20 protein-coding genes and 1 riboswitch are annotated in these 18,568 nt (G+C 69.8%); of the genes, 18 read left to right on the plus strand and 2 right to left on the minus strand.

Going from position 1 to position 18,568, the window contains the following annotated elements; all coding sequences use genetic code 11:
- Positions 1-27: 27 nt before the first annotated feature.
- The 16 genes from ABT186_RS20525 (at position 28) to ABT186_RS48000 (ending at position 15,630) form a co-directional block, all read left to right on the plus strand.
- Positions 28-1,086 carry an aliphatic sulfonate ABC transporter substrate-binding protein gene (locus ABT186_RS20525; RefSeq protein ID WP_351224999.1) on the plus strand — a complete coding sequence of 353 codons (1,059 nt, stop codon included), beginning with the start codon at positions 28-30 and terminating at the stop codon, positions 1,084-1,086.
- A complete protein-coding gene (locus tag ABT186_RS20530; RefSeq protein WP_351926168.1) occupies positions 1,083-2,411 on the plus strand; it encodes an LLM class flavin-dependent oxidoreductase in 1,329 nt (442 codons plus the stop codon). Before ABT186_RS20525 ends, ABT186_RS20530 begins: the two co-directional genes overlap by 4 nt.
- On the plus strand, positions 2,404-3,192 hold the full coding sequence (locus ABT186_RS20535) for an ABC transporter ATP-binding protein (RefSeq protein WP_351225003.1): 789 nt from the start codon (positions 2,404-2,406) through the stop codon (positions 3,190-3,192). The genes ABT186_RS20530 and ABT186_RS20535 overlap by 8 nt, the downstream gene beginning before the upstream one ends.
- The gene (locus ABT186_RS20540; RefSeq protein ID WP_351225005.1) at positions 3,189-4,001 is read left to right on the plus strand and encodes an ABC transporter permease; all 813 of its coding nucleotides are present in this window, start codon (positions 3,189-3,191) and stop codon (positions 3,999-4,001) included. The genes ABT186_RS20535 and ABT186_RS20540 overlap by 4 nt, the downstream gene beginning before the upstream one ends.
- 26 nt (positions 4,002-4,027) lie before the next feature.
- Positions 4,028-5,632: an FAD-dependent oxidoreductase gene (locus tag ABT186_RS20545; protein WP_351225007.1), complete on the plus strand. Its 1,605-nt coding sequence runs from the start codon at positions 4,028-4,030 to the stop codon at positions 5,630-5,632.
- Complete coding sequence (locus ABT186_RS20550) at positions 5,629-5,961, plus strand: 4Fe-4S binding protein (protein ID WP_351225009.1); 333 nt, start codon at positions 5,629-5,631, stop codon at positions 5,959-5,961. The genes ABT186_RS20545 and ABT186_RS20550 overlap by 4 nt, the downstream gene beginning before the upstream one ends.
- A gap of 112 nt (positions 5,962-6,073) precedes the next feature.
- A riboswitch (SAM riboswitch) is annotated at positions 6,074-6,182 on the plus strand.
- A 322-nt stretch (positions 6,183-6,504) separates the two neighbouring features.
- The gene (locus ABT186_RS20555) at positions 6,505-7,485 is read left to right on the plus strand and encodes an amino acid ABC transporter permease (protein WP_351926170.1); all 981 of its coding nucleotides are present in this window, start codon (positions 6,505-6,507) and stop codon (positions 7,483-7,485) included.
- On the plus strand, positions 7,482-8,318 hold the full coding sequence (locus tag ABT186_RS20560; protein WP_351225013.1) for an amino acid ABC transporter ATP-binding protein: 837 nt from the start codon (positions 7,482-7,484) through the stop codon (positions 8,316-8,318). Before ABT186_RS20555 ends, ABT186_RS20560 begins: the two co-directional genes overlap by 4 nt.
- A 64-nt stretch (positions 8,319-8,382) precedes the next feature.
- Positions 8,383-9,408 (plus strand): ABC transporter substrate-binding protein, encoded by a 1,026-nt coding sequence (locus tag ABT186_RS20565; protein ID WP_351225015.1) that lies wholly within the window; start codon positions 8,383-8,385, stop codon positions 9,406-9,408.
- A gap of 89 nt (positions 9,409-9,497) precedes the next feature.
- Entirely contained in the window at positions 9,498-10,256 is a 759-nt protein-coding gene (locus ABT186_RS20570; protein ID WP_351926174.1) for a GNAT family N-acetyltransferase, read from the plus strand.
- 67 nt (positions 10,257-10,323) lie between these two features.
- Positions 10,324-10,389, plus strand: coding sequence for a putative leader peptide (locus ABT186_RS20575; RefSeq protein WP_351225061.1), 66 nt, complete (start codon positions 10,324-10,326; stop codon positions 10,387-10,389).
- A gap of 75 nt (positions 10,390-10,464) precedes the next feature.
- Positions 10,465-11,679, plus strand: coding sequence for an LLM class flavin-dependent oxidoreductase (locus ABT186_RS20580; RefSeq protein ID WP_351926176.1), 1,215 nt, complete (start codon positions 10,465-10,467; stop codon positions 11,677-11,679).
- A gap of 20 nt (positions 11,680-11,699) precedes the next feature.
- Entirely contained in the window at positions 11,700-13,076 is a 1,377-nt protein-coding gene (locus tag ABT186_RS20585) for an NtaA/DmoA family FMN-dependent monooxygenase (protein ID WP_351225021.1), read from the plus strand.
- On the plus strand, positions 13,073-14,164 hold the full coding sequence (locus ABT186_RS20590; RefSeq protein WP_351225023.1) for an LLM class flavin-dependent oxidoreductase: 1,092 nt from the start codon (positions 13,073-13,075) through the stop codon (positions 14,162-14,164). The genes ABT186_RS20585 and ABT186_RS20590 overlap by 4 nt, the downstream gene beginning before the upstream one ends.
- Positions 14,157-15,305: an LLM class flavin-dependent oxidoreductase gene (locus ABT186_RS20595; protein WP_351926178.1), complete on the plus strand. Its 1,149-nt coding sequence runs from the start codon at positions 14,157-14,159 to the stop codon at positions 15,303-15,305. Before ABT186_RS20590 ends, ABT186_RS20595 begins: the two co-directional genes overlap by 8 nt.
- A 145-nt stretch (positions 15,306-15,450) precedes the next feature.
- Positions 15,451-15,630 (plus strand): WCX domain-containing protein, encoded by a 180-nt coding sequence (locus tag ABT186_RS48000; RefSeq protein ID WP_502973262.1) that lies wholly within the window; start codon positions 15,451-15,453, stop codon positions 15,628-15,630.
- Here the strand turns inward: ABT186_RS48000 and ABT186_RS20600 are convergent.
- Both ABT186_RS20600 and ABT186_RS20605 read right to left on the minus strand, forming a co-directional pair.
- A complete protein-coding gene (locus ABT186_RS20600) occupies positions 15,592-16,095 on the minus strand; it encodes a P-loop nucleotide/nucleoside kinase family protein (RefSeq protein WP_351225027.1) in 504 nt (167 codons plus the stop codon). The two genes, ABT186_RS48000 and ABT186_RS20600, sit on opposite strands and share 39 nt — an antisense overlap.
- Positions 16,096-16,099: 4 nt before the next feature.
- Positions 16,100-17,026: a LysR family transcriptional regulator gene (locus ABT186_RS20605; protein ID WP_351926180.1), complete on the minus strand. Its 927-nt coding sequence runs from the start codon at positions 17,024-17,026 to the stop codon at positions 16,100-16,102.
- Between the two features lie 137 nt (positions 17,027-17,163).
- On the opposite strand from ABT186_RS20605, the gene ABT186_RS20610 reads away from it, so the two are divergent.
- Together ABT186_RS20610 and sfnG are read left to right on the plus strand one after the other, a co-directional pair.
- Entirely contained in the window at positions 17,164-17,244 is an 81-nt protein-coding gene (locus ABT186_RS20610) for a putative leader peptide (protein ID WP_351225063.1), read from the plus strand.
- Positions 17,245-17,419: 175 nt separating this feature from the next.
- The gene (gene sfnG, locus ABT186_RS20615) at positions 17,420-18,556 is read left to right on the plus strand and encodes a dimethylsulfone monooxygenase SfnG (protein ID WP_351225031.1); all 1,137 of its coding nucleotides are present in this window, start codon (positions 17,420-17,422) and stop codon (positions 18,554-18,556) included.
- Positions 18,557-18,568 lie beyond the last annotated feature (12 nt).

Consider the following 18,568-nt stretch of genomic DNA (forward strand, 5'->3'; position numbering starts at 1 on the left):
TCACCCAGCACAGAAAGCGCGACAACCATGCGAAAGAGAACCACCAGACTCATCGGCGCCGTCGGCTCGCTCGCCCTCGCGGGCACCCTCGTCGCCTGCGGATCGTCGTCTTCGGACAGCGCCGCGCCGCTGAGCAACGCCGCCGACGCGAGCGACGCCAAGCACCCCGAGTGGAGCAAGTACACCTTCACCATCGGCGACAACGGCGGTGACGGCAGCCAGGAGCTGGCGAAGATCACCGGCGTGTTCGACAACGCGCCGTACAAGGTGAAGTTCGCCCGGTTCACCTACGGCCCGCCGCTCGTGCAGGCCGCGGCCTCGGGCGACATCGACCTCGGCAGCGTCGGCGACGTGCCGCCGATCACCGGTGCCGCGAAGGAGTACGGCTTCAAGGTCGTCGCCGTCAACCGCTCGCTCAGGCCCGACCAGGCGGGGGAGAACATCATCGTCCCGAAGGGCTCCACGCTGAAGACGGCCGCCGACCTCAAGGGCAAGAAGATCGCCGTGCCGCAGGGCAGTTCGGCCCACGGCCTGGCCCTGAACGCGCTGAAGAGCGTCGGCCTCACCCCCAAGGACGTGAAGCTGACCTTCCTCGATCCGGCGGCCGGCGCGACGGCGTTCAACACGGGCAAGGTGGACGCCTGGTCGATCTGGAACCCGCAGTCCGCGATTGCGGTCAAGAACGGCGCGCGGATCCTGGTGAAGGGGCTCCCGCCGATCGACCAGACGAGCAGCTACTACGTCGCCAGTGACACGTCGCTGAAGGACAAGACCAAGCGTGCTGCTCTCACGGACGTCCTGAAGAGGCTGTCAAGGGAGTTCGCCTGGGCCGTCAAGAACCCCGACCAGTACGCGCAGGCGCTCTCGAAGGAGCAGGGCATCCCGCTGGCCGACGCCAAGGCGTCCCTGGCCGCCTACTCCAACCGGGTGACTCCGGTGGAGCAGCCGGACATCGAGCTGGAGCAGAAGCTCGCCGACGCCTTCCTGGAGGCGGGTCAGATCACCAAGAAGGTCGACGTCAAGTCGATCACCGACAACCTCCTGCCGGCCGGTTACGACAGCTCGAAGCTGAAGGTCGGCTCATGAGCGACAGAAGACGCCGGTTGCATCTCAACGCCTTTCTCATGGAGGCGGGTCACCACGAGGCGGCGTGGCGGCTTCCGCACAGCAATCCACGGGCCGACTTCGACCTTCAGCACTGGATCAGGCTGGCTCAGCTGGCGGAGAGCGCCAAGTTCGACTCGTTGTTCCTCGCGGACGGCCCGGCGATCATCGGTACCGGTGAGTTCCGGCCGCCGGGCCAGCTGGAGCCGTTGACGCTGCTGACCGCTCTGTCCCAGGCGACCAGCAGGATCGGCCTCATCGCGACGGTGTCGTCGACGTACAACGAGCCGTACAACCTCGCCCGCCGGCTCGCCTCCGTCGACCACGTCAGCGGTGGCCGCGCCGGCTGGAACATCGTCACCTCGGCAGGGGCGGACGAGGCGGCCAACTTCGGCCTCGACGACCGCCCCGGTCACGCCGAACGCTACGCCCGAGCCGACGAGTTCCTGAAGGTCGCCAAGGCCCTGTGGGACAGCTGGGAGGCCGAGGCCGTCCTCGCGGACAGGACCACCGGACGCTACGCCGACCCCGCGCGGCTGCACCGCCTCGACCACCGGGGCCGGTACTTCAAGGTGGCCGGCCCGCTCAACGTCGAGCGTCCACCGCAGGGCTACCCGCTGCTCGTCCAGGCCGGCTCCTCCGAGGACGGCAAGGACTTCGCGGCCCGCCACGCCGAGGCGATCTTCACCGCGCACACGACGTACGAGCGCGCGGCCGCCTTCTACGCCGACATCAAGGCGCGGACCACGGCCGCGGGCCGCGACCCGGGCGGCGTCATCGTCCTGCCCGGCATCGTCCCGTACATCGGGTCGACCGAGGAGGAGGCTCGGGCGCTTGCGCAGCAGTTCGACGAGCTGCGCGTCCCGGAGTACGGGCTGCGCCAGCTGGCCGCCGTGTTCGAGACCGAGCCGTCGGCCTTCGAACTTGACCAGCCCCTGCCGGACTTCATCCTCGCCAGGCCGAAACTGGAAGGCTCCCAGAGCCGCTCCGACCTGATCATCGATCTTGCGGTGCGCGAGCAGCTGACGGTCCGACAGATCATCTCCCGGCTGGGCGGCGGGCGCGGCCACTTCGAGTTCGTCGGGACGCCCGAGCAGATCGCGGACACGATCATCGCCTGGTTCGAGGGCGGTGCCGCGGACGGGTTCAACATCATGGCGCCCGCCCTGCCGTCGGGCCTGGCGGCCTTCGTGGAGCATGTCCTGCCGATCCTGCGCGGCAAGGGGCTGTTCCGCGAGGAGTACGAGGGCACGACCCTGCGTGAGCACTACGGGCTCCCGGTCCCGGCGAACCAGTTCCATGCCTGACCCGCTCGTGACTCCCGCCGCTTCCGCTTCCCGGAGCGGCGGGGGTCCGCCCGCATTGCGGGTCGAGGGCCTTCGCAAGACCTACGAAGACGGCTTCACCGCGGTGGCCGGGCTCGACCTGGAGATACCGGACGGTGCCTTCTTCGGCCTGCTCGGCCCGAACGGCGCCGGGAAGACCACGCTGATCGGCTCGGTGTGCAACATCGTCCGGCCCACCGCAGGCACCCTCTCCGTCTTCGGCCACGACCACCGCAGCCGTCAGGCCCGTCGGCTCCTTGGCCTGGCCGCGCAGGAGATCAACGTCGACCGGTTCCTGTCCATCCGGCAGATCCTGATCTACCACGCCGGATACCACGGCATCGGCCGGAAGGCCGCCGCCCGGCGCGCCGACGAACTGCTCGCCCTGTTCCGCCTCGACGACAAGGCCGACGTACGCGCCTACGAACTCTCCGGTGGCATGCAACGGCGCCTCGTCCTCGCGCGGGCCCTCATGCACCGGCCCCGCCTGCTCATCCTCGACGAGCCGACGGCCGGTGTCGATGTCGAGCTTCGCTCGGAGATCTGGCGGGTCGTCAAGGGCCTCAATGCGGCAGGCACCACGGTGCTGTTGACGACTCACTACCTGGAGGAGGCGGAGACCTTGTGTGACGAGATCGCGCTGCTGCGCGCGGGCCGGATCGTCGACCGTGGCTCCGCCGCCTCGCTGCGGGAGCGGTACGCGGCCCGGGACATCTCGGAGGTCTACGACCGGGTGATCACAGCGGAGGAGGTCGCCTCGTGAGCGGCACCGAGGCCCCGGCCCTCCCGGCGTACGACGAACCGTTCCGGGCGGAGCGGTCGCCGTTCCTGTGGCTTCTGGAGCGGGAGGTCCTGCGCTTCCTCACGATCTGGCGCTACAGCGTCGTCGGCCCGGTGCTGTCGACCGTGCTGTTCGTCGTCGTCTTCGGGTCGGCTCTCGGCCGGCACGTCGACACGATCGACGGCATCGGCTACGGCAGGTTCATCGTGCCCGGTCTCTTCACCCAGGCCATCGTCAACGTCGGCTTCTTCAACGGGACGACCAGCCTGTTCGAGGCACGCCGCGACCAGTACATCGACGACGTGTTCGCGAGCCCGCTCAGGTGGTGGGAGATCAACGCGGCACTGGTGGGCGGCGGCATCGCCCGAGGCGTCGTCGTGGGCGTGGGCGTCCTCGCGGTGGCACTCCCGCTCACCCACGGCGGCGCCCCGGCCCGCCCTCTCGTCCTGCTGCTCGGCACGCTCGGCGTGCTCCTGGTCGCCGCGCAGGTCGGTGTGATCGCGGGCGGCCACGCGAAGTCCCTCGACCACGTCTATTCCATGGAGTCGATCATTCTGCTGCCGCTGGGCTTTCTCGGCGGCGTCTTCTACTCGGTCCACCAACTGCCGCCGTTCTGGGACGCCCTGAGCCGCCTCGACCCCGTCTTCTGGCTGGTCCAGGTCGAGCGGATCGGCTTCCTCGGCCATGGCGACGTAGGCGCGGGCTGGGCCCTTGCCGTGGTCTGGGCCCTCGCGGCGGCGCTGACGGCCTGGTCGGCGGCGATGTTCGCCACCGGCCGCCTCAAGCCCTGAACCCATACGGGAAGGAATGCAATGCCATGACGAGCCACGAACCGGAACAGACCCTGTCCACCGATGTGTTGGTGATCGGAGGCGGCCCCGCGGGCACCTGGGCCGCGATCAAGGCCGCGCAGGCCGGCGCCGACGTCGTTCTTGCCGACAAGGGCTACACGGGCGCGAGCGGAGCGACCGCCTCCGTCGGCACCGGCATCTGGTACGTCGACGACGTCCCCGAACTGCGGGAGGCCGCCATGGCGAGCCGCGAGGCGCTCGGCGGATTCCTCGCCGACCGGGACTGGATGGCGCGCGTCCTCGACGAGACCCACGCGCGCATGGACGAGCTCGCCCGCGTCCAGCGCTACCCGTTCCCCGTCGACGCCCACGGCCGTCAGCTGCGCGGCGACCTTCAGGGGCCCGAGTACATGCGCCGGCAGCGGACCCGGGTACGGCGGCTGGGCGTCCGCATCCTCGACCACACCCCTGCGTTGGAACTCCTGACCGATGCCGACGGCGTCGTCTCGGGGGCGCGGGCGCTCGACCGCACGACGGGCGAGACCGTCCGCATCGAGGCGGGGGCGGTCGTGCTCGCCGCAGGCGGATGTGCGTTCCAGTCCAAGAGCCTCGGCTGCGATGTCAACACCGGGGACGGCGCGCTGCTGGCCGTGGAGGCGGGGGCGCGGCTGTCGGGGATGGAGTTCTCCAACGCCTACGCCATCGCCCCGAAGGGCACGTCGCTGACCAAGACCGCCTACTACTCCTGGGCGACCTTCTACCGTGCCGACGGCTCGGTGCTGGAAGGCGCGGGCAGCACCCGCGGCCGGTCGGTGATCGCGAGGACGCTGCTCACGGAGCCGGTCTACGCCCGGCTCGACCGGGCCACCCCTGACGAACAGCGGGCGATGCGCAAGGGGCAGCCGAACACCTTCCTGGTTTTCGACCGGCTGGGCATCGACCCCTTCACCGACCTGTTCGAGATCACTCTGCTGGCCGAAGGCACGGTACGCGGGACGGGTGGTGTGCGCATCGCCGACCACGACTGCTCGACCGACGTCCCCGGCCTGTACGCGGCCGGCGACACCGCGACCCGCGAGCTGATCTGCGGCGGCTTCACCGGAGGCGGCAGCCACAACGCCGCATGGGCGGCGTCATCGGGCAGCTGGGCGGGCCGGGGCGCCGCCGAGTTCGCCAACCGGCGGGGCCGACCGGGCAGCCGACTGCGGGCCGTGGGGACGGCCGGCCTCCGCCCGACCGGTGCCGTGAACGTAGGTCACGGCGAGGTCGTCGCCGCCGTCCAGCGCGAGGTCCTGCCGTACGACCGCAACTACCTGCGGCACGCCGACCGTCTCGAGCCGGCTCTGCGGTCGCTGCACGGGACGTGGTCCGCGGTCCGCGAAGGGCTGGGGGCGAGCGGTGAGGAACTGTTCCGGGCCAGGGAAGCGGCCGCGATGGTGGCCCATGGCCGCTGGATGTACCACGCGGCACTGCAGCGCACCGAATCGCGCGGTATGCACAAGCGGGCCGACCGGCCGACGCAGGATCCGGCCCAGCACTATCGGCTGCTCACCGGCGGGCTCGACGAGGTCTGGAGCCGTCCGGAGCCGGCGTCGCGGGCGCTGGTCACGATCGGAGGCCGAGCCGCATGATCGAGATCGTCGAGCCGGACCGCTGCATCGCCTGCGACCGGTGCATCGAGGTGTGCCCGACGCGCGTCTTCGATCGCGGTGCCGACGGCGTTCCGGTGATCGCGCGACAGGACAGCTGCCAGACCTGTTTCCAGTGCGAGGCGTACTGCCCGACCGACGCGCTGTTCGTCGCCCCGTTGGTGACCGCGGTCGCTCCGGGCTCGCGCTTGCGTGATGTGACACAGCTCGAGGAATCCGGTCTGCTCGGCGGGTACCGGCGTGAACTCGGCTGGGGCAGGGGAAGGACGCTCGGTGCCCGCACCGCGGTCGGACCGGAGTATCCGGACTGACCGGCCTGGGCCGGCGCAGGCTCAACACCCGGACTCCTTACCACTGGCCGTTCCACTTGCTGGACCGGCGTTGACAAATGTTCGGGCCGTTGCCTTAACTACTGCTCAGAACGGTCATGAGCGTCAGCGACAAGCCCTGGCTTGCTGACCGGCAACCCTCCCACCGCGGTGGGGTGCCCCAGGTGACGACCCGACCGATGAAGTTTCGGTAAGCGCGAGGCCCCTAGGGCCGGAACAGTGACGGTGACGCCATGTACGCAGCTCCCAGGACGGCCGCACGCCGCTCCCGGGGCTGCGTACCGTCGTACGCGAACCTGCTCGTCGCCGATCGTGCCGTCGATCTGCTCCGCGTGAACAGCGCACTGTGTACCGCACCGGGCCGAGCCCGCTGTCGGGGCTGACACCTCCCCGCAGCCCCCGCACGTCCTGACGAACACCGCGCCCGCGGTGTGCCGTTGCCCTCCCCCCCCGGTACCTCGCCGTCGTGTGCGCCGCCGTATGCCGCCGTGCTTCCGGGGTGTTCCCACCCAGCCGGAGCCCACCATGAGTGAACCCCCTGGTGCCACCGCCACCCTCGCCGAGGCGCCTACCACCGACCAACCGTCAAAAGCCCTCACCGCCCAGCGAGTTCTTCCTCGGCGGCGACCAGGCCGCTGGATCCTTACCGCGGTCGTGTTGGTCCTGGTCGCCCAGTTCGTGCACGGACTGGTCACCAACCCCTTCTACCAGTGGGACCGCTGGAGCTACTGGTTCCTGCGCCCCACCATCCTCGACGGCCTGCTGATCACCCTCGAAGTCACCGCCTACAGTGCGGTGCTGGGCCTTGTCGGCGGCATCGTGCTCGCACTGGGCCGGCTCTCGAAGAGCCCGGTGCTGCGCGCGGTCAGCTGGACCTACGTCTGGGCGCTGCGCTCCATCCCGCTCATCGTGGTGCTGATCTTCCTCTACAACTTCAGCGCCCTGTATAAGACGTTGAGCGTCGGCATCCCCTTCGGCCCCGCCTTCTTCTCCTTCGACGAGTCGAGACTCGCCACCGACATGGTCGTCGCCGTCATCGGCCTCAGCCTCAACGAGGCCGCCTACGCGGCCGAGGTCGTCCGCGGCGGCATCCTCTCCGTCGACCAGGGCCAGCACGAGGCGGCCGCGGCGCTCGGCCTGCCGAAGGGATACCAGTTCCGCAGGATCGTGTTCCCACAGGCGCTGCGCTCCATCATCCCGAACTACGTCAACCAGCTCATCGGCCTGATCAAGGGCACCTCGCTGGTCTTCTACGTCTCCCTGCTCGACCTGTTCGGCTCCGCGCAGACCATGGGTGCCACCTACCCCGGCGACATCGTGCCGCTGCTGCTGGTCGTCACCCTCTGGTACCTGATCCTGACCAGCATCGTGTCCGTCGTCCAGTTCTACGTCGAGCGGCACTACGCCCGGGGCGCCACCCGCAGCCTGCCGCCGACGCCGTTGCAGAAGCTCCGCGCCGGTTTCACCGACCTGGGCGCCCGCATCCGCAGGGAGGCCGCCGTATGACCGCCGAGACGCTCGAAGCCGTGGAGGACGTCGAGGCCGCCACCGTCGAGGTCCACGACGTGCACAAGTGGTACGGCACCCACCGGGTACTGGACGGCGTCGACCTGACCGTCCGCCCCGGCGAGGTCACCGTCATCCTGGGCCCCTCCGGCTCCGGCAAGTCCACCCTGCTTCGGGTCATCAACCACCTGGAGAAGCCCGAGATCGGCTACGTCAGCATCAACGGCGAGCTGATCGGCGTGAAGCGGCAGGGCGACCGAAGGGAGATGGGGGTCCCCCCGACCGAAGGCTGGGGGAGGCTGAAGGAGCTGAGCGAGCGCGCGATCCTGACCCAGCGCGGCCGGATCGGCTTCGTCTTCCAGAACTTCAACCTCTTCCCGCATCTGACCGTCCTGGACAACGTGGCCGCCGCCCCGGTCGCGACCGGGAAACTCACCAAGCCCGAAGCTCAGGAACTGGCCCGCGAGTTGCTCGTCCGGGTCGGTCTCGCCGACAAGACCGGCGCCTACCCGCGCCAGCTCTCCGGCGGCCAGCAGCAGCGCGTCGCCATCGCCCGCGCCCTCGCGCTGCGCCCCGGCGTCATCCTCTTCGACGAGCCCACCTCCGCCCTCGATCCCGAACTGGTCGGTGAAGTCCTCGCCGTCATCAAGGACCTGGCGACCAGCGGCACCACCCTGGTCATCGTCACCCACGAGATCGGCTTCGCCCGCGAGATCGCCGACCGGGTCGTCTTCATCGACGGCGGCAAGATCATCGAGCAGGGGCCGCCCTCCGAGGTCCTCGACAAACCGCGGCACGAGCGGACCAGGGACTTCCTCAGCAAGGTCCTCTGACCCGCCGCACCCCCAAGACCTCCCCCCACGCAACCCTCATCACCTTCAGCGACAAGGAACGGCCATGCCCACCCACTTCACCCGACGCAGCCTGATACGCGGCATCACCGCGGCGACCGCCGTCGCCTCCCTGGCCACCGGGCTCGCCGCCTGCGGTGGCAACAGCGACGCCGCCACCACCACCGACAGCGCCAAGTCGGGCGAGGTCGTCATCGGACGTGTCTCCAACGGCGCCGCCACCCAGACCACCATCAAGGTCTCCGAGGTCAAGTCCATCAGCGCCGAACTGCCCGCGGCCGTCAAGAAGAGCGGCAAGCTGGAGATCGGCATCGGTGCCCTGCCCGCCGGGTTCCCGCCGCTGGCGTACGTCGGCAACGACCAGAAGACCCTCACCGGCTCCGAGCCCGACCTCGGCCGCCTGGTCGCCGCGGTGTTCGGGCTCAAGGCCGAGGTGAAGAACTCCACCTGGGAGAACCTCTTCGTCGGCATCGACAGCGGCAAGGTCGACGTGGCCTTCTCCAACGTCACCGACACCGAGGAGCGCAAGAAGAAGTACGAGTTCGCCTCCTACCGGCAGGACAACCTCGCCTTCATCGTGCCGAAGAAGAGCACCTGGAACTTCGACGGCAACTACGAGAACCTCGCCGGCAAGACGATCGCCGTCGGCTCCGGCACCAACCAGGAGAAGATCCTCCTGGAGTGGAAGGACAAGCTGGCCAAGGAGGGCAAGAAGCTCACCGTCAAGTACTTCCAGGACAGCCCCAGCACCTACCTCGCCCTGAACAGCGGCAAGATCGACGCCTCCTTCGGTCCCAACCCCGGCTTCGCCTACCACAACCGCCAGGTGGCCAACACGCCGAACGCCACCCGCACGGCGGGCACCTACTCCGGCGCGGGCGCGAGCCTGCAGGGCCTGATCGCGGCAACGGCGAAGAAGGACAGCGGACTCGCCAAGCCGCTCGCCGACGCCATCAACTACCTGATCAAGAACGGCCAGTACGCCGAGTGGCTCAAGGCCTACAACCTCTCCGACGAGGCCGTCGCCAAGTCCGAGGTCAACCCGCCGGGCCTGCCGCTCGACAACTCCTGACCACCGCGTGCCGGGACTCCACCGCCGCCCCGCAGTGGAGTCCCGGCACGCCGGACACCCCCCAGCCGCACCCCGGAGACCGCCACACCATGTCCGTCACCACCCTCGACGCCAGCTCCTCGCACATCCTGGACAACCCCGCCTGGGCCGCGCTCACCGGCCCCCACGCCCTCCCCCATAGCCTTAAGGGCATGGGTGGTACCCCCATCGCCGAACGAATCGGCCACGCCGCCCGCTATCACCAGGACGTAGCTCCCTTCTACGCCGTCTCCGACGAGGACGACCCGCGCGCCTGGGTCGACCTTGCCGCGCTCGTCGGACCCGGCGGCACCGCCTCGGTGCGGGGCGTCACCGAGGCCCCGGAGGGCTGGGAGGTCGTCGGCACCGGACACGGCGTCCAGCCCGTGGACACCGGCCTGCGCGCGGAGCCCGACCCCGAGGCCGTACGGCTCGGCCCCGCCGACGTGCCCGAGATCCTCGACCTGGTCGCCCGCACCGAACCCGGCCCCTATTTGCCCCGCACCGTCGAGATGGGCACCTACCTGGGCATCCGCCACCGCGGCCGCCTGATCGCCTTGGCCGGCGAACGCCTCCATCCACCCGGCTGGACCGAGATCAGCGCCGTGTGCACCGACCCGGCGTATCGCGGCCGGGGTTTGGCCACCCGCCTGGTCCGCGCCGTCGCGGCCGGCATCAAGGAGCGCGGCGAGCGGCCCTTCCTGCACGCCAGGGCCGACAACGCGAACGCGATCCGGCTGTACGAGTCGATCGGCTTCACCCTGCGCCGCCGTACGGTCTTCTCGCTCGTACGGCAGACCGAAGCCGCCGCCCTGGAAGAAACGGCATAGCCGTGCCGTTGTGTTTGTCGAAGGCGATGACTTGGAGGTGGGCCGCGTGACACGTGTACTGCGTGCCGTGCCCCTCCACAGCCGGCCCCATATCGACCTCCAGCGCGTGGCCGGCGCCCTCTGTTGTTCCTGACCCCGTTTTTCAGCCGCCGTTCGCCCCATGTCCGAGGGCCGGCGATCTCGTACGGACCTCCAGGAAGGCACCCTCGTGTCCTCAACTCCCGTTTCCCACCTGCATCTGGCCGTCGCCCTCGACGGAACCGGTTGGCACCCCTCCTCCTGGCGCGAGCCGGCCGCCCGCCCCCGGGACCTGTTCACCGCCGGCTACTGGGCCGATCTGGTCGCCGAGGCCGAGCGCGGCCTGCTCGACTTCGTCACCTTCGAGGACGGGCTCGGCCTGCAGTCCTCGCACTACGGCGAGCCGGACGGCCGCACCGACCAGGTCCGCGGCCGACTCGACGCCGTCCTGATCGCCTCCCGCATCGCCCCGCTCACCCGGCACATCGGCCTGGTCCCGACCGTGATCACCACCCACACGGAGCCGTTCCACATCTCCAAGGCGATCGCCACCCTCGACTACGTGAGCTCCGGCCGCGCGGGCCTGCGGGTGCAGATCAGCGCCCGCCCGCACGAGGCCGACCACTTCGGCCGTCGCACCTTCCCGCCGATCAACCTGGAGGAACTCCAGAGCCCGGTCGGCCAGGAACGGCTCACCGAGCACTTCGACGAGGCCGCCGACTACGTCGAGGTCGTGCGCCGGCTGTGGGACAGCTGGGAGGACGACGCGGAGATCCGGGACGTGGCCACCGGCCGCTTCATCGACCGGGAGAAGCTGCACTACATCGACTTCGAGGGCCGGCACTTCAGCGTCAAGGGTCCGTCCATCACCCCGCGCCCGCCGCAGGGCCAGCCGCTGGTGACCGCCCTCGCCCACCAGACCGTTCCGTACCGGCTCGTGGCCCGCCAGGCCGACGTCGGCTACGTCACCCCGCACGACGCCGACCACGCCCGTGCGATCGTCGCCGAGATCCGCGCCGAGCAGGAGGCGGCCGGGCGCGCCGGTGAACTCCTGCATGTCTTCGGCGACTTGGTGGTCTTCCTGGACGACGACCAGGCCGCTGCCGAGGACCGGCGCGCCCGCCTCGACGCCCTCGCGGGGGAGCCGTACACCAGCGACGCGCACATCTTCGCCGGTACGCCCGCCGAACTCGCCGACCTGATCCAGGAGTTGGCGGAGGAGGGGCTGAGCGGCTTCCGGCTGCGGCCCGCCGTCACCGGGCACGACCTGCCGGCCATCACCCGGGGCCTGGTCCCCGAACTCCAGCGCCGGGGCGCCTTCCGCACCGCCTACGAAGCCGACACCCTGCGCGGCCTGCTGGGCCTCGCCCGCCCCGCCAACCGCTACGCCGCAGCCACCGCCTGAGCCGGAAGGACCGCACCGACATGAGCAGCAAGCCGCTGAAGCAGATCCATCTGGCCGCACACTTCCCCGGCGTCAACAACACCACCGTGTGGAGCGATCCGAAGGCCGGCAGCCACATCGAGTTCAGTTCCTTCGTCCACTTCGCGCAGACGGCCGAACGCGCCAAGTTCGACTTCCTGTTCCTCGCCGAGGGGCTCAGGCTGCGTGAACAGGGCGGCAAAATATACGACTTGGACGTGGTCGGCCGCCCCGACACCTTCACGATCCTCGCCGCGCTCGCCGCCGTCACCGAGCACCTCGGTCTGACCGGCACCATAAACTCCACCTTCAACGAGCCGTACGAGGTGGCCCGCCAGTTCGCCAGCCTCGACCACCTCTCCGGCGGTCGCTCGGCCTGGAACGTCGTCACCTCCTGGGACGCCTTCACCGGCGAGAACTTCCGCCGCGGCGGCTTCCTGCCGCAGGAGGAGCGCTACTCCCGCGCCAAGGAGTTCCTCACCACCGCCCACGAACTCTTCGACTCCTGGCACGGCGACGAGATCATCGCCGACCGGGCGACGGGCGTCTTCCTGCGGGACGCGAAGGCCGGCTCCTTCGTCCACACCGGCCGGCACTTCGACATCCACGGCCAGTTCAACGTGCCGCGCTCCCCGCAGGGCCGACCGGTCGTCTTCCAGGCCGGAGACTCCGACGAGGGCCGCGAGTTCGCCGCCTCCGGCGCCGACGCCATCTTCAGCCGGTACGCCACCCTCAAGGAGGGGCAGGCCTTCTACACGGACGTCAAGAGCCGCCTGGCCAAGTACGGCCGCCGCCATGACCAGTTGCTGATCCTGCCTGCCGCGACCTTCGTCCTCGCCGACACCGACGCGGAGGCCGAGGAACTGGCCAGGGAGGTGCGCCGCCAGCAGGTCAGCGGAGCCACCGCCATCAAGCACCTGGAGTTCGTCTGGAACCGCGACCTGTCCTCCTACGACCCCGAGGGCCCGCTGCCCGACGTCGACCCGGACGTCAGCGGCGACCACATCTCCAAGGGCCGCGCCCAGGTGCGCATGTACCGCGACCCGCTGGCCACCGCGCGCGAGTGGCGCGAGCTGGCCGCCGCGAACAACTGGTCCATCCGCGACCTGGTCATCAACATCGGCAACCGCCAGAACTTCGTCGGCTCCCCGGCCACCGTCGCCAGGACCATCAACGACTACGTCCAGGCCGACGCCAGTGACGGCTTCATCCTCGTCCCGCACATCACCCCGGGTGGCCTCGACGTCTTCGCCGACCAGGTCGTTCCGCTGCTGCAGGAACAGGGCGTCTTCCGCACCGAGTACGAGGGCCCGACCCTCCGCCACCACCTGGGCCTCGCCCACCCGGACGAGGCGTCGAACGAGCGGGTGGCGTCGTGAAGTTCCTCGCGATCACCCTGATCGTGCACCGGCCGGACCCGGTCACCGGGGTGCGGAAGTCGACCCACGAGCGCTTCCGCGAGGTCCTCGACAACGCGGTGCTGGCCGAGGAGTTGGGCTTCGACGGCTTCGGGGTGGGGGAGCGGCACGAGCGGCCGTTCATCTCCTCCTCCCCGACCGTCGTACTCAGCCATGTGGCCGCCCTGACGAGGCGCATCCGCCTGTTCACGGCCGTCACGACGCTCAGCCTGCTGGACCCGGTCCGCGCGTACGAGGACTACGCGACCCTCGACCATCTCTCCGAGGGCCGGCTCGACCTGATCATCGGCAAGGGCAACGGCGCCGCCCAGCGCGACCTGTTCCACGTCACGCCCGAGGACCAGTGGGACCGCAACGCCGAGAGCTACGAGGTGTTCCGGAAGATCTGGCGGCAGGACAAGGTCACCGCGGCGACCCGCTTCCGCCCGCCGCTGACGGAGGCCGAGGTGTGGCCGCGGCCGTATCAGCAGCCCGTCCGGGTCTGGCACGGCAGCGCGACCAGCAAGGAGTCGGTCGATCTCGCGGCCCGCTACGGCGACCCGCTGTTCTCGGCCAATGTCACCAACCCCATAGAGCCGTATGCCGAGTTGATCCGCCACTACCGCGAGCGCTGGGAGCACTACGGCCACGACCCGGCGCAGATCACCGTCGGCGCGGGCACGGCGGGCATCTACGTCGCGCCCACCTCCCAGGAGGCGCTGGCCGCGTACCGGCCGGTCTTCGAGTCCAACCTGGCGTTCTTCAAGAAGGCCGGCCTGCCGGTCGTCTTCGAGACCCTGGAGGACTTCGTCGAACGCAGCTCCGCTCTGATCGGCAGCCCGCAACAGGTCATCGACAAGGTGCACCGCTACCACGAACAGTTCGGGCACACCGTGCTCCACCTGCACGCCGACGCGAGCGGGCTGACGGAGTCCCAGCACCGTGCCTCCCTCGAGCTGTTCCAGTCCAAGGTCGCCCCCGTGCTGCGCCGCGAGATCCCGGACCCGCCGTTCGTGTGGGGACCCGTGCTTCCGGCGCCACCGCTCACCCAGGAGTCCGTCCATGTCTGATATTGCCCTCGGCGTTCTCGACCTGGTCCCGATCCCCTCCGGCTCGACGGCAGCCGATGCCCTGCGCAACTCCATCGACCTCGCACAGCACGCCGAGCGCTTCGGGTATGCCCGCTACTGGTTCGCCGAGCACCACCTCAATCCGGGCGTGGCCGGCACGTCACCCGCAGTCGTCCTGGCCCTGACCGCATCCGCCACCTCCACCATCCGGCTCGGTTCCGGGGCCGTGCAGCTCGGGCACCGCACGGCGCTGTCCACCGTGGAGGAGTTCGGCCTGCTCGACGCGCTGCACCCGGGCCGCTTCGATCTGGGCCTGGGCCGCTCGGGCGGCCGCCCGCCGGGACAGCCGGCCGCACCGTTGCCGACGGCGACCCCGGTCGTCGACGGCCACACCCCGAACGGCCTGTTGATCCCGCCCCGCTTCTCCTTCGAGCATCTGCTCGGGTCACCCCGCATCGCGCTGCAGCGCAGGCTGCTTCTGCTGCCGGGCGCCGAGTCACAGGACTACGCCGAGCAGATCGACGACATCCTCGCCCTGCTGGCCGGCACCTACCGCTCCCCGGAGGGGGTCGAGGCACACGTCGTACCCGGCGAGGGAGCCGACGTCGAGCTGTGGATCCTGGGCAGCAGCGGTGGCGAGAGTGCCGAGGTCGCGGGCGCACGCGGTCTGCGTTTCGCCGCCAACTACCACGTCAGCCCGGCCACGGTCCTGGAGGCGGTGGAGGGTTACCGGTCCTTCTTCCAGCCTTCCGAGTTCCTCGACAAGCCGTACGTCAGTGTCTCGGCTGATGTCGTCGTCGCCGAGGACGACGCCACCGCCCGCGCACTCGCCACCGGCTACGGCCCGTGGGTCCGCAGCATCCGCACGGCCGAGGGCGCCATCGAGTACCCGACGCCGGAGGAAGCGCGCGCCCACCCATGGACCGACGAGGATCAGGCCCTCGTCCAGGACCGCCTCGACACCCAGTTCGTCGGCTCGCCGGGCCGGGTGGCCGACCAGCTGGAACAACTCCAGGAGGCAACGCGCGCCGACGAGTTGCTCATCACGACGATCACCCACGACCACACGGACCGGGTCCGTTCGTACGAACTGCTCGCGGAGGAATGGCGTCGACGGGGTCACTCCTTCCAGTCGAGCTGATGTTTGGGAGTGCCCCACCGACCGGCTGCACGCGACCGCTTCGGCGCGGCCCGCCTCGTCACCGCGCCGACAGCGGAAGACCTTTTTGCGTGAAGGCGACCACGTGAAGACGACCACGTGAAGACAATCATGCTGAGACGACCTCGTGTTCGTCCTTTGCCGCGGCTCTCCGCTCGCGGCCCGATGCCGCCTCCTCGACTTCGGTCCCGAGGCCGAGGTGCTTGAACCGCCGGACGTACGCGACGACTTGGCCGAGCCGGGCGCTTGCACAGCCGCACGGTACCGATCAGCCCGATGCCAGGCCGCGGAGGAGCAGAGCCAGTGACTGTTGCGGGCTCTGTCCCGCGGTGTCGACGACGACGCGCTCGCGGTCCCACGGCTCGTACTCCCGGTCGACGACGTGCTGCCAGTTGGGCAGCGGCAGATCTGGAATGTCGGCGGACCGCGAGGTCACGCGGCGCCGGTGCTCCGCCGGATCCGAGCACACCACCTCCACCTCGACGACACGCACGCTCGCCCCGACGGCCGTGTCCCGCCAGGCGTCACGCGTCACACTCAGCGGATTGACCGATTCCGCGATCACGGTCAGCCCCTGCCGCAGATGTTCCTCGGCCAGGGCATATCCGACGGCGTAGCCCACGGGGCCAACCGGGTGCCGGGCCACCCCGCAACGGACGATCGCCTGCTCGATGGTGTCGACCCGCAGATGGACCGCACCGATCCGGGCCGCCAGGAGACGGGCGAGCGTGGTCTTGCCGGTGCCGGGCAGGCCGCCCATGACGATGAGCACAGGATCATCCCTCCGTCAGCCGTCGCGAAGAAGTGCCGTACGCCTGGGCGTTGCGCACGAAGAGCTCGTGCAGGTCGCGGACCGCCCGCGGAACGGAGCCGGAATGGCGGCGCTGAAGTACCAGCAGTACGTCGGTCGCATCCCCCGCGAGCGGCCGCACAGTGATCGCGCCCCGTCGCTCCAGCGGGTCGCCGACGACGCTGAAGTCCGGCAGCACCGTGGCCCCGAGCCCCTCGGCCACCATCAGCTTGCCCATCTCCGCGCCGTCGGTGGAGTACGAGAAGGACGGAGTCCGGCTGCGGAGCAGCCGGTGCACGAAACGGTGCATCACATAGCCGGACCGCATCACGACCAGCGGCTCGGCCAGGAGACTGTCCGCGTCCACCGCGTCCAGGGCCGCCAGCGGACTGTCCGGACGCACGCACACCACCGGCCGGCCGCAGAGCAACTCCGTCGTCTCGAAGCCGGGCGGCATGTCGTCGCCCCGGAGGTAGTTCACCAGTCCCAGGTCGAAGGCGCCCTCCAACAGCCCGCGGTGGATGTCGGCCTGCTGCGCGCCGACCAGCTCCACCTGGGTGACCGGGTGCGAGGCCCGGAACTCGCGCACGGTCGGGATGACCAGCGGCACGGTAGCCGTGTTCACCGTGCCGAGCCGGACCATGCGGCTGATGCGGTGCTGGCCGCCGGCCGCGCCGCGCAGCCGGTCGACCGCGTCCAGCACGCTCATGATGTGCGGCAGCAGCTCGCGTCCCTCGTCGCTGATCTTTGCCCCGGACCGCTTGCGCTCCAGCAGGTCCACGCCGAGCTCGCGCTCCAGATTGCGTACGGTCTCGCTGAGCGCCGGCTGGGACAGGTGCAGTTCCTCGGCGGCGCGCCGCAGCGAACCGAGACGTGTGACGGCAGCGATGTATTCGAGCTGTTCGATGCGCACGAACAGGAGACTGCGCCCTCCCGGGACCGGGTTCAAGGGAATCCCTGTCACAACCTCGTGAATACCGACTCTCACCATGTGGAATCACATCCGGGCATTCTTGACCGGCCGGACTCCCTCCTGGTTCGATCGGTGGCATGAAGCGACAGGACCTCACGCGGCGGCGCCACGTCGACCTTGCGCGTGTTTCCAGCGCCTTCTGTCGCTGTCGGGTCTGAGCGCACCCGAGGGAAACCCTCCCACCCGCTCCCTCTGTGACTTCCTTCCGTGAATTCCGGTCCCGGCTCATTTCCGCCGTGACGACGGCTTTCCCGGAAACGCCGCTCCAGCGTGCCTGAATTCCGCGGAGCCCATTCGTCCTGCCCGCGCAGCATTCTCCTGCCAGGAGTTCCCATGCCCGCATCCTCCGCATACCCCGGACCCGATCCCGTCCGCTTCGCCTACTGGGTGCCGAACGTCAGTGGCGGTCTGGTCACCAGCACCGTCGAGCAGCGCACCGACTGGGGCTACGACTACAACCGCGAACTCGCCGTCCTCGCCGAGAACAACGGCTTCGACTACGCCCTGAGCCAGGTCCGCTACATGGCCAGCTACGGCGCCGAGTACCAGCACGAGTCGACCAGCTTCAGCCTCGCCCTGCTGCTCGCCACCCAGCGGCTGAAGGTCATCGCCGCCGTCCACCCCGGCCTGTGGCACCCGGGCGTCCTCGCCAAACTCGGCGCCACCGCCGACCACCTGTCGAACGGCCGCTTCGCCGTCAATGTCGTCAGCGGCTGGTTCAAGGGCGAGTTCACCGCGCTGGGCGAGCCCTGGCTGGAACACGACGAACGCTACCGGCGCTCCGAGGAGTTCATCCGCGCCCTGCGGAAGATCTGGACCGAGGACCACGCCGAGCTCGCCGGGGACTTCTACCGGTTGCGTGACTTCTCCCTCAAGCCCAAGCCGCTGAACACCCCCGAGCGTCCGCACCCTGAGATCTTCCAGGGCGGCAACTCCACCGCCGCGCGCGCCATGGCCGGTCGCGTGTCCGACTGGTACTTCAGCAACGGCAAGGACTTCGACGGCGTCACCGAGCAGATCAATGACGTCCGCGCCTCCGCCGCCCAAGCGGGCCGGAGGGCTCCGAAGTTCGGCCTCAACGGCTTCCTCATCGCCCGCGACACCGAGGCCGAAGCCCGCGAGACGCTCCGCGAGATCGTCGCCAAGGCCGACACGCAGGCCGTGCACGGCTTCCGCGACGCCGTCCAGCAGGCCGGGCCGTCCACCGGCGACGGCAAGGGCATGTGGCAGGACTCCACGTTCGAGGACCTCGTCCAGTACAACGACGGCTTCCGCACGGGTCTGATCGGCACCCCTGAGCAGATCGCCGAGCGGATCGTCGCCTACAAGCGGCTCGGCGTCGACCTCTTCCTCCTCGGCTTCCTGCACTACCTGGAGGAGGTCGAGTACTTCGGCAAGCGGGTGCTGCCCCTGGTGCGCGAACTGGAGGCACAGGAAGCCGCGTCCGAGCCCGCCGCCGCCCACGCCTGACCGCGGCCCGCA

The sequence above is a fragment of the Streptomyces sp. NPDC001634 genome, from assembly GCF_040298185.1.
Lineage (GTDB): Bacteria > Actinomycetota > Actinomycetes > Streptomycetales > Streptomycetaceae > Streptomyces.

Coding starts and splice junctions, on each gene's coding strand:
- ABT186_RS20530 (WP_351926168.1), top strand. CDS start 1,083: ATGAGCGACAGAAGACGCCGGTTGCATCTCAACGCCTTTCTCATGGAG.
- ABT186_RS20560 (WP_351225013.1), top strand. CDS start 7,482: ATGACCGCCGAGACGCTCGAAGCCGTGGAGGACGTCGAGGCCGCCACC.
- ABT186_RS20610 (WP_351225063.1), top strand. CDS start 17,164: ATGAAGCGACAGGACCTCACGCGGCGGCGCCACGTCGACCTTGCGCGT.
- ABT186_RS20555 (WP_351926170.1), top strand. CDS start 6,505: ATGAGTGAACCCCCTGGTGCCACCGCCACCCTCGCCGAGGCGCCTACC.
- ABT186_RS20595 (WP_351926178.1), top strand. CDS start 14,157: ATGTCTGATATTGCCCTCGGCGTTCTCGACCTGGTCCCGATCCCCTCC.
- ABT186_RS20535 (WP_351225003.1), top strand. CDS start 2,404: ATGCCTGACCCGCTCGTGACTCCCGCCGCTTCCGCTTCCCGGAGCGGC.
- ABT186_RS20585 (WP_351225021.1), top strand. CDS start 11,700: ATGAGCAGCAAGCCGCTGAAGCAGATCCATCTGGCCGCACACTTCCCC.
- ABT186_RS20525 (WP_351224999.1), top strand. CDS start 28: ATGCGAAAGAGAACCACCAGACTCATCGGCGCCGTCGGCTCGCTCGCC.
- ABT186_RS20565 (WP_351225015.1), top strand. CDS start 8,383: ATGCCCACCCACTTCACCCGACGCAGCCTGATACGCGGCATCACCGCG.
- ABT186_RS20545 (WP_351225007.1), top strand. CDS start 4,028: ATGACGAGCCACGAACCGGAACAGACCCTGTCCACCGATGTGTTGGTG.
- sfnG (WP_351225031.1), top strand. CDS start 17,420: ATGCCCGCATCCTCCGCATACCCCGGACCCGATCCCGTCCGCTTCGCC.
- ABT186_RS20570 (WP_351926174.1), top strand. CDS start 9,498: ATGTCCGTCACCACCCTCGACGCCAGCTCCTCGCACATCCTGGACAAC.
- ABT186_RS20550 (WP_351225009.1), top strand. CDS start 5,629: ATGATCGAGATCGTCGAGCCGGACCGCTGCATCGCCTGCGACCGGTGC.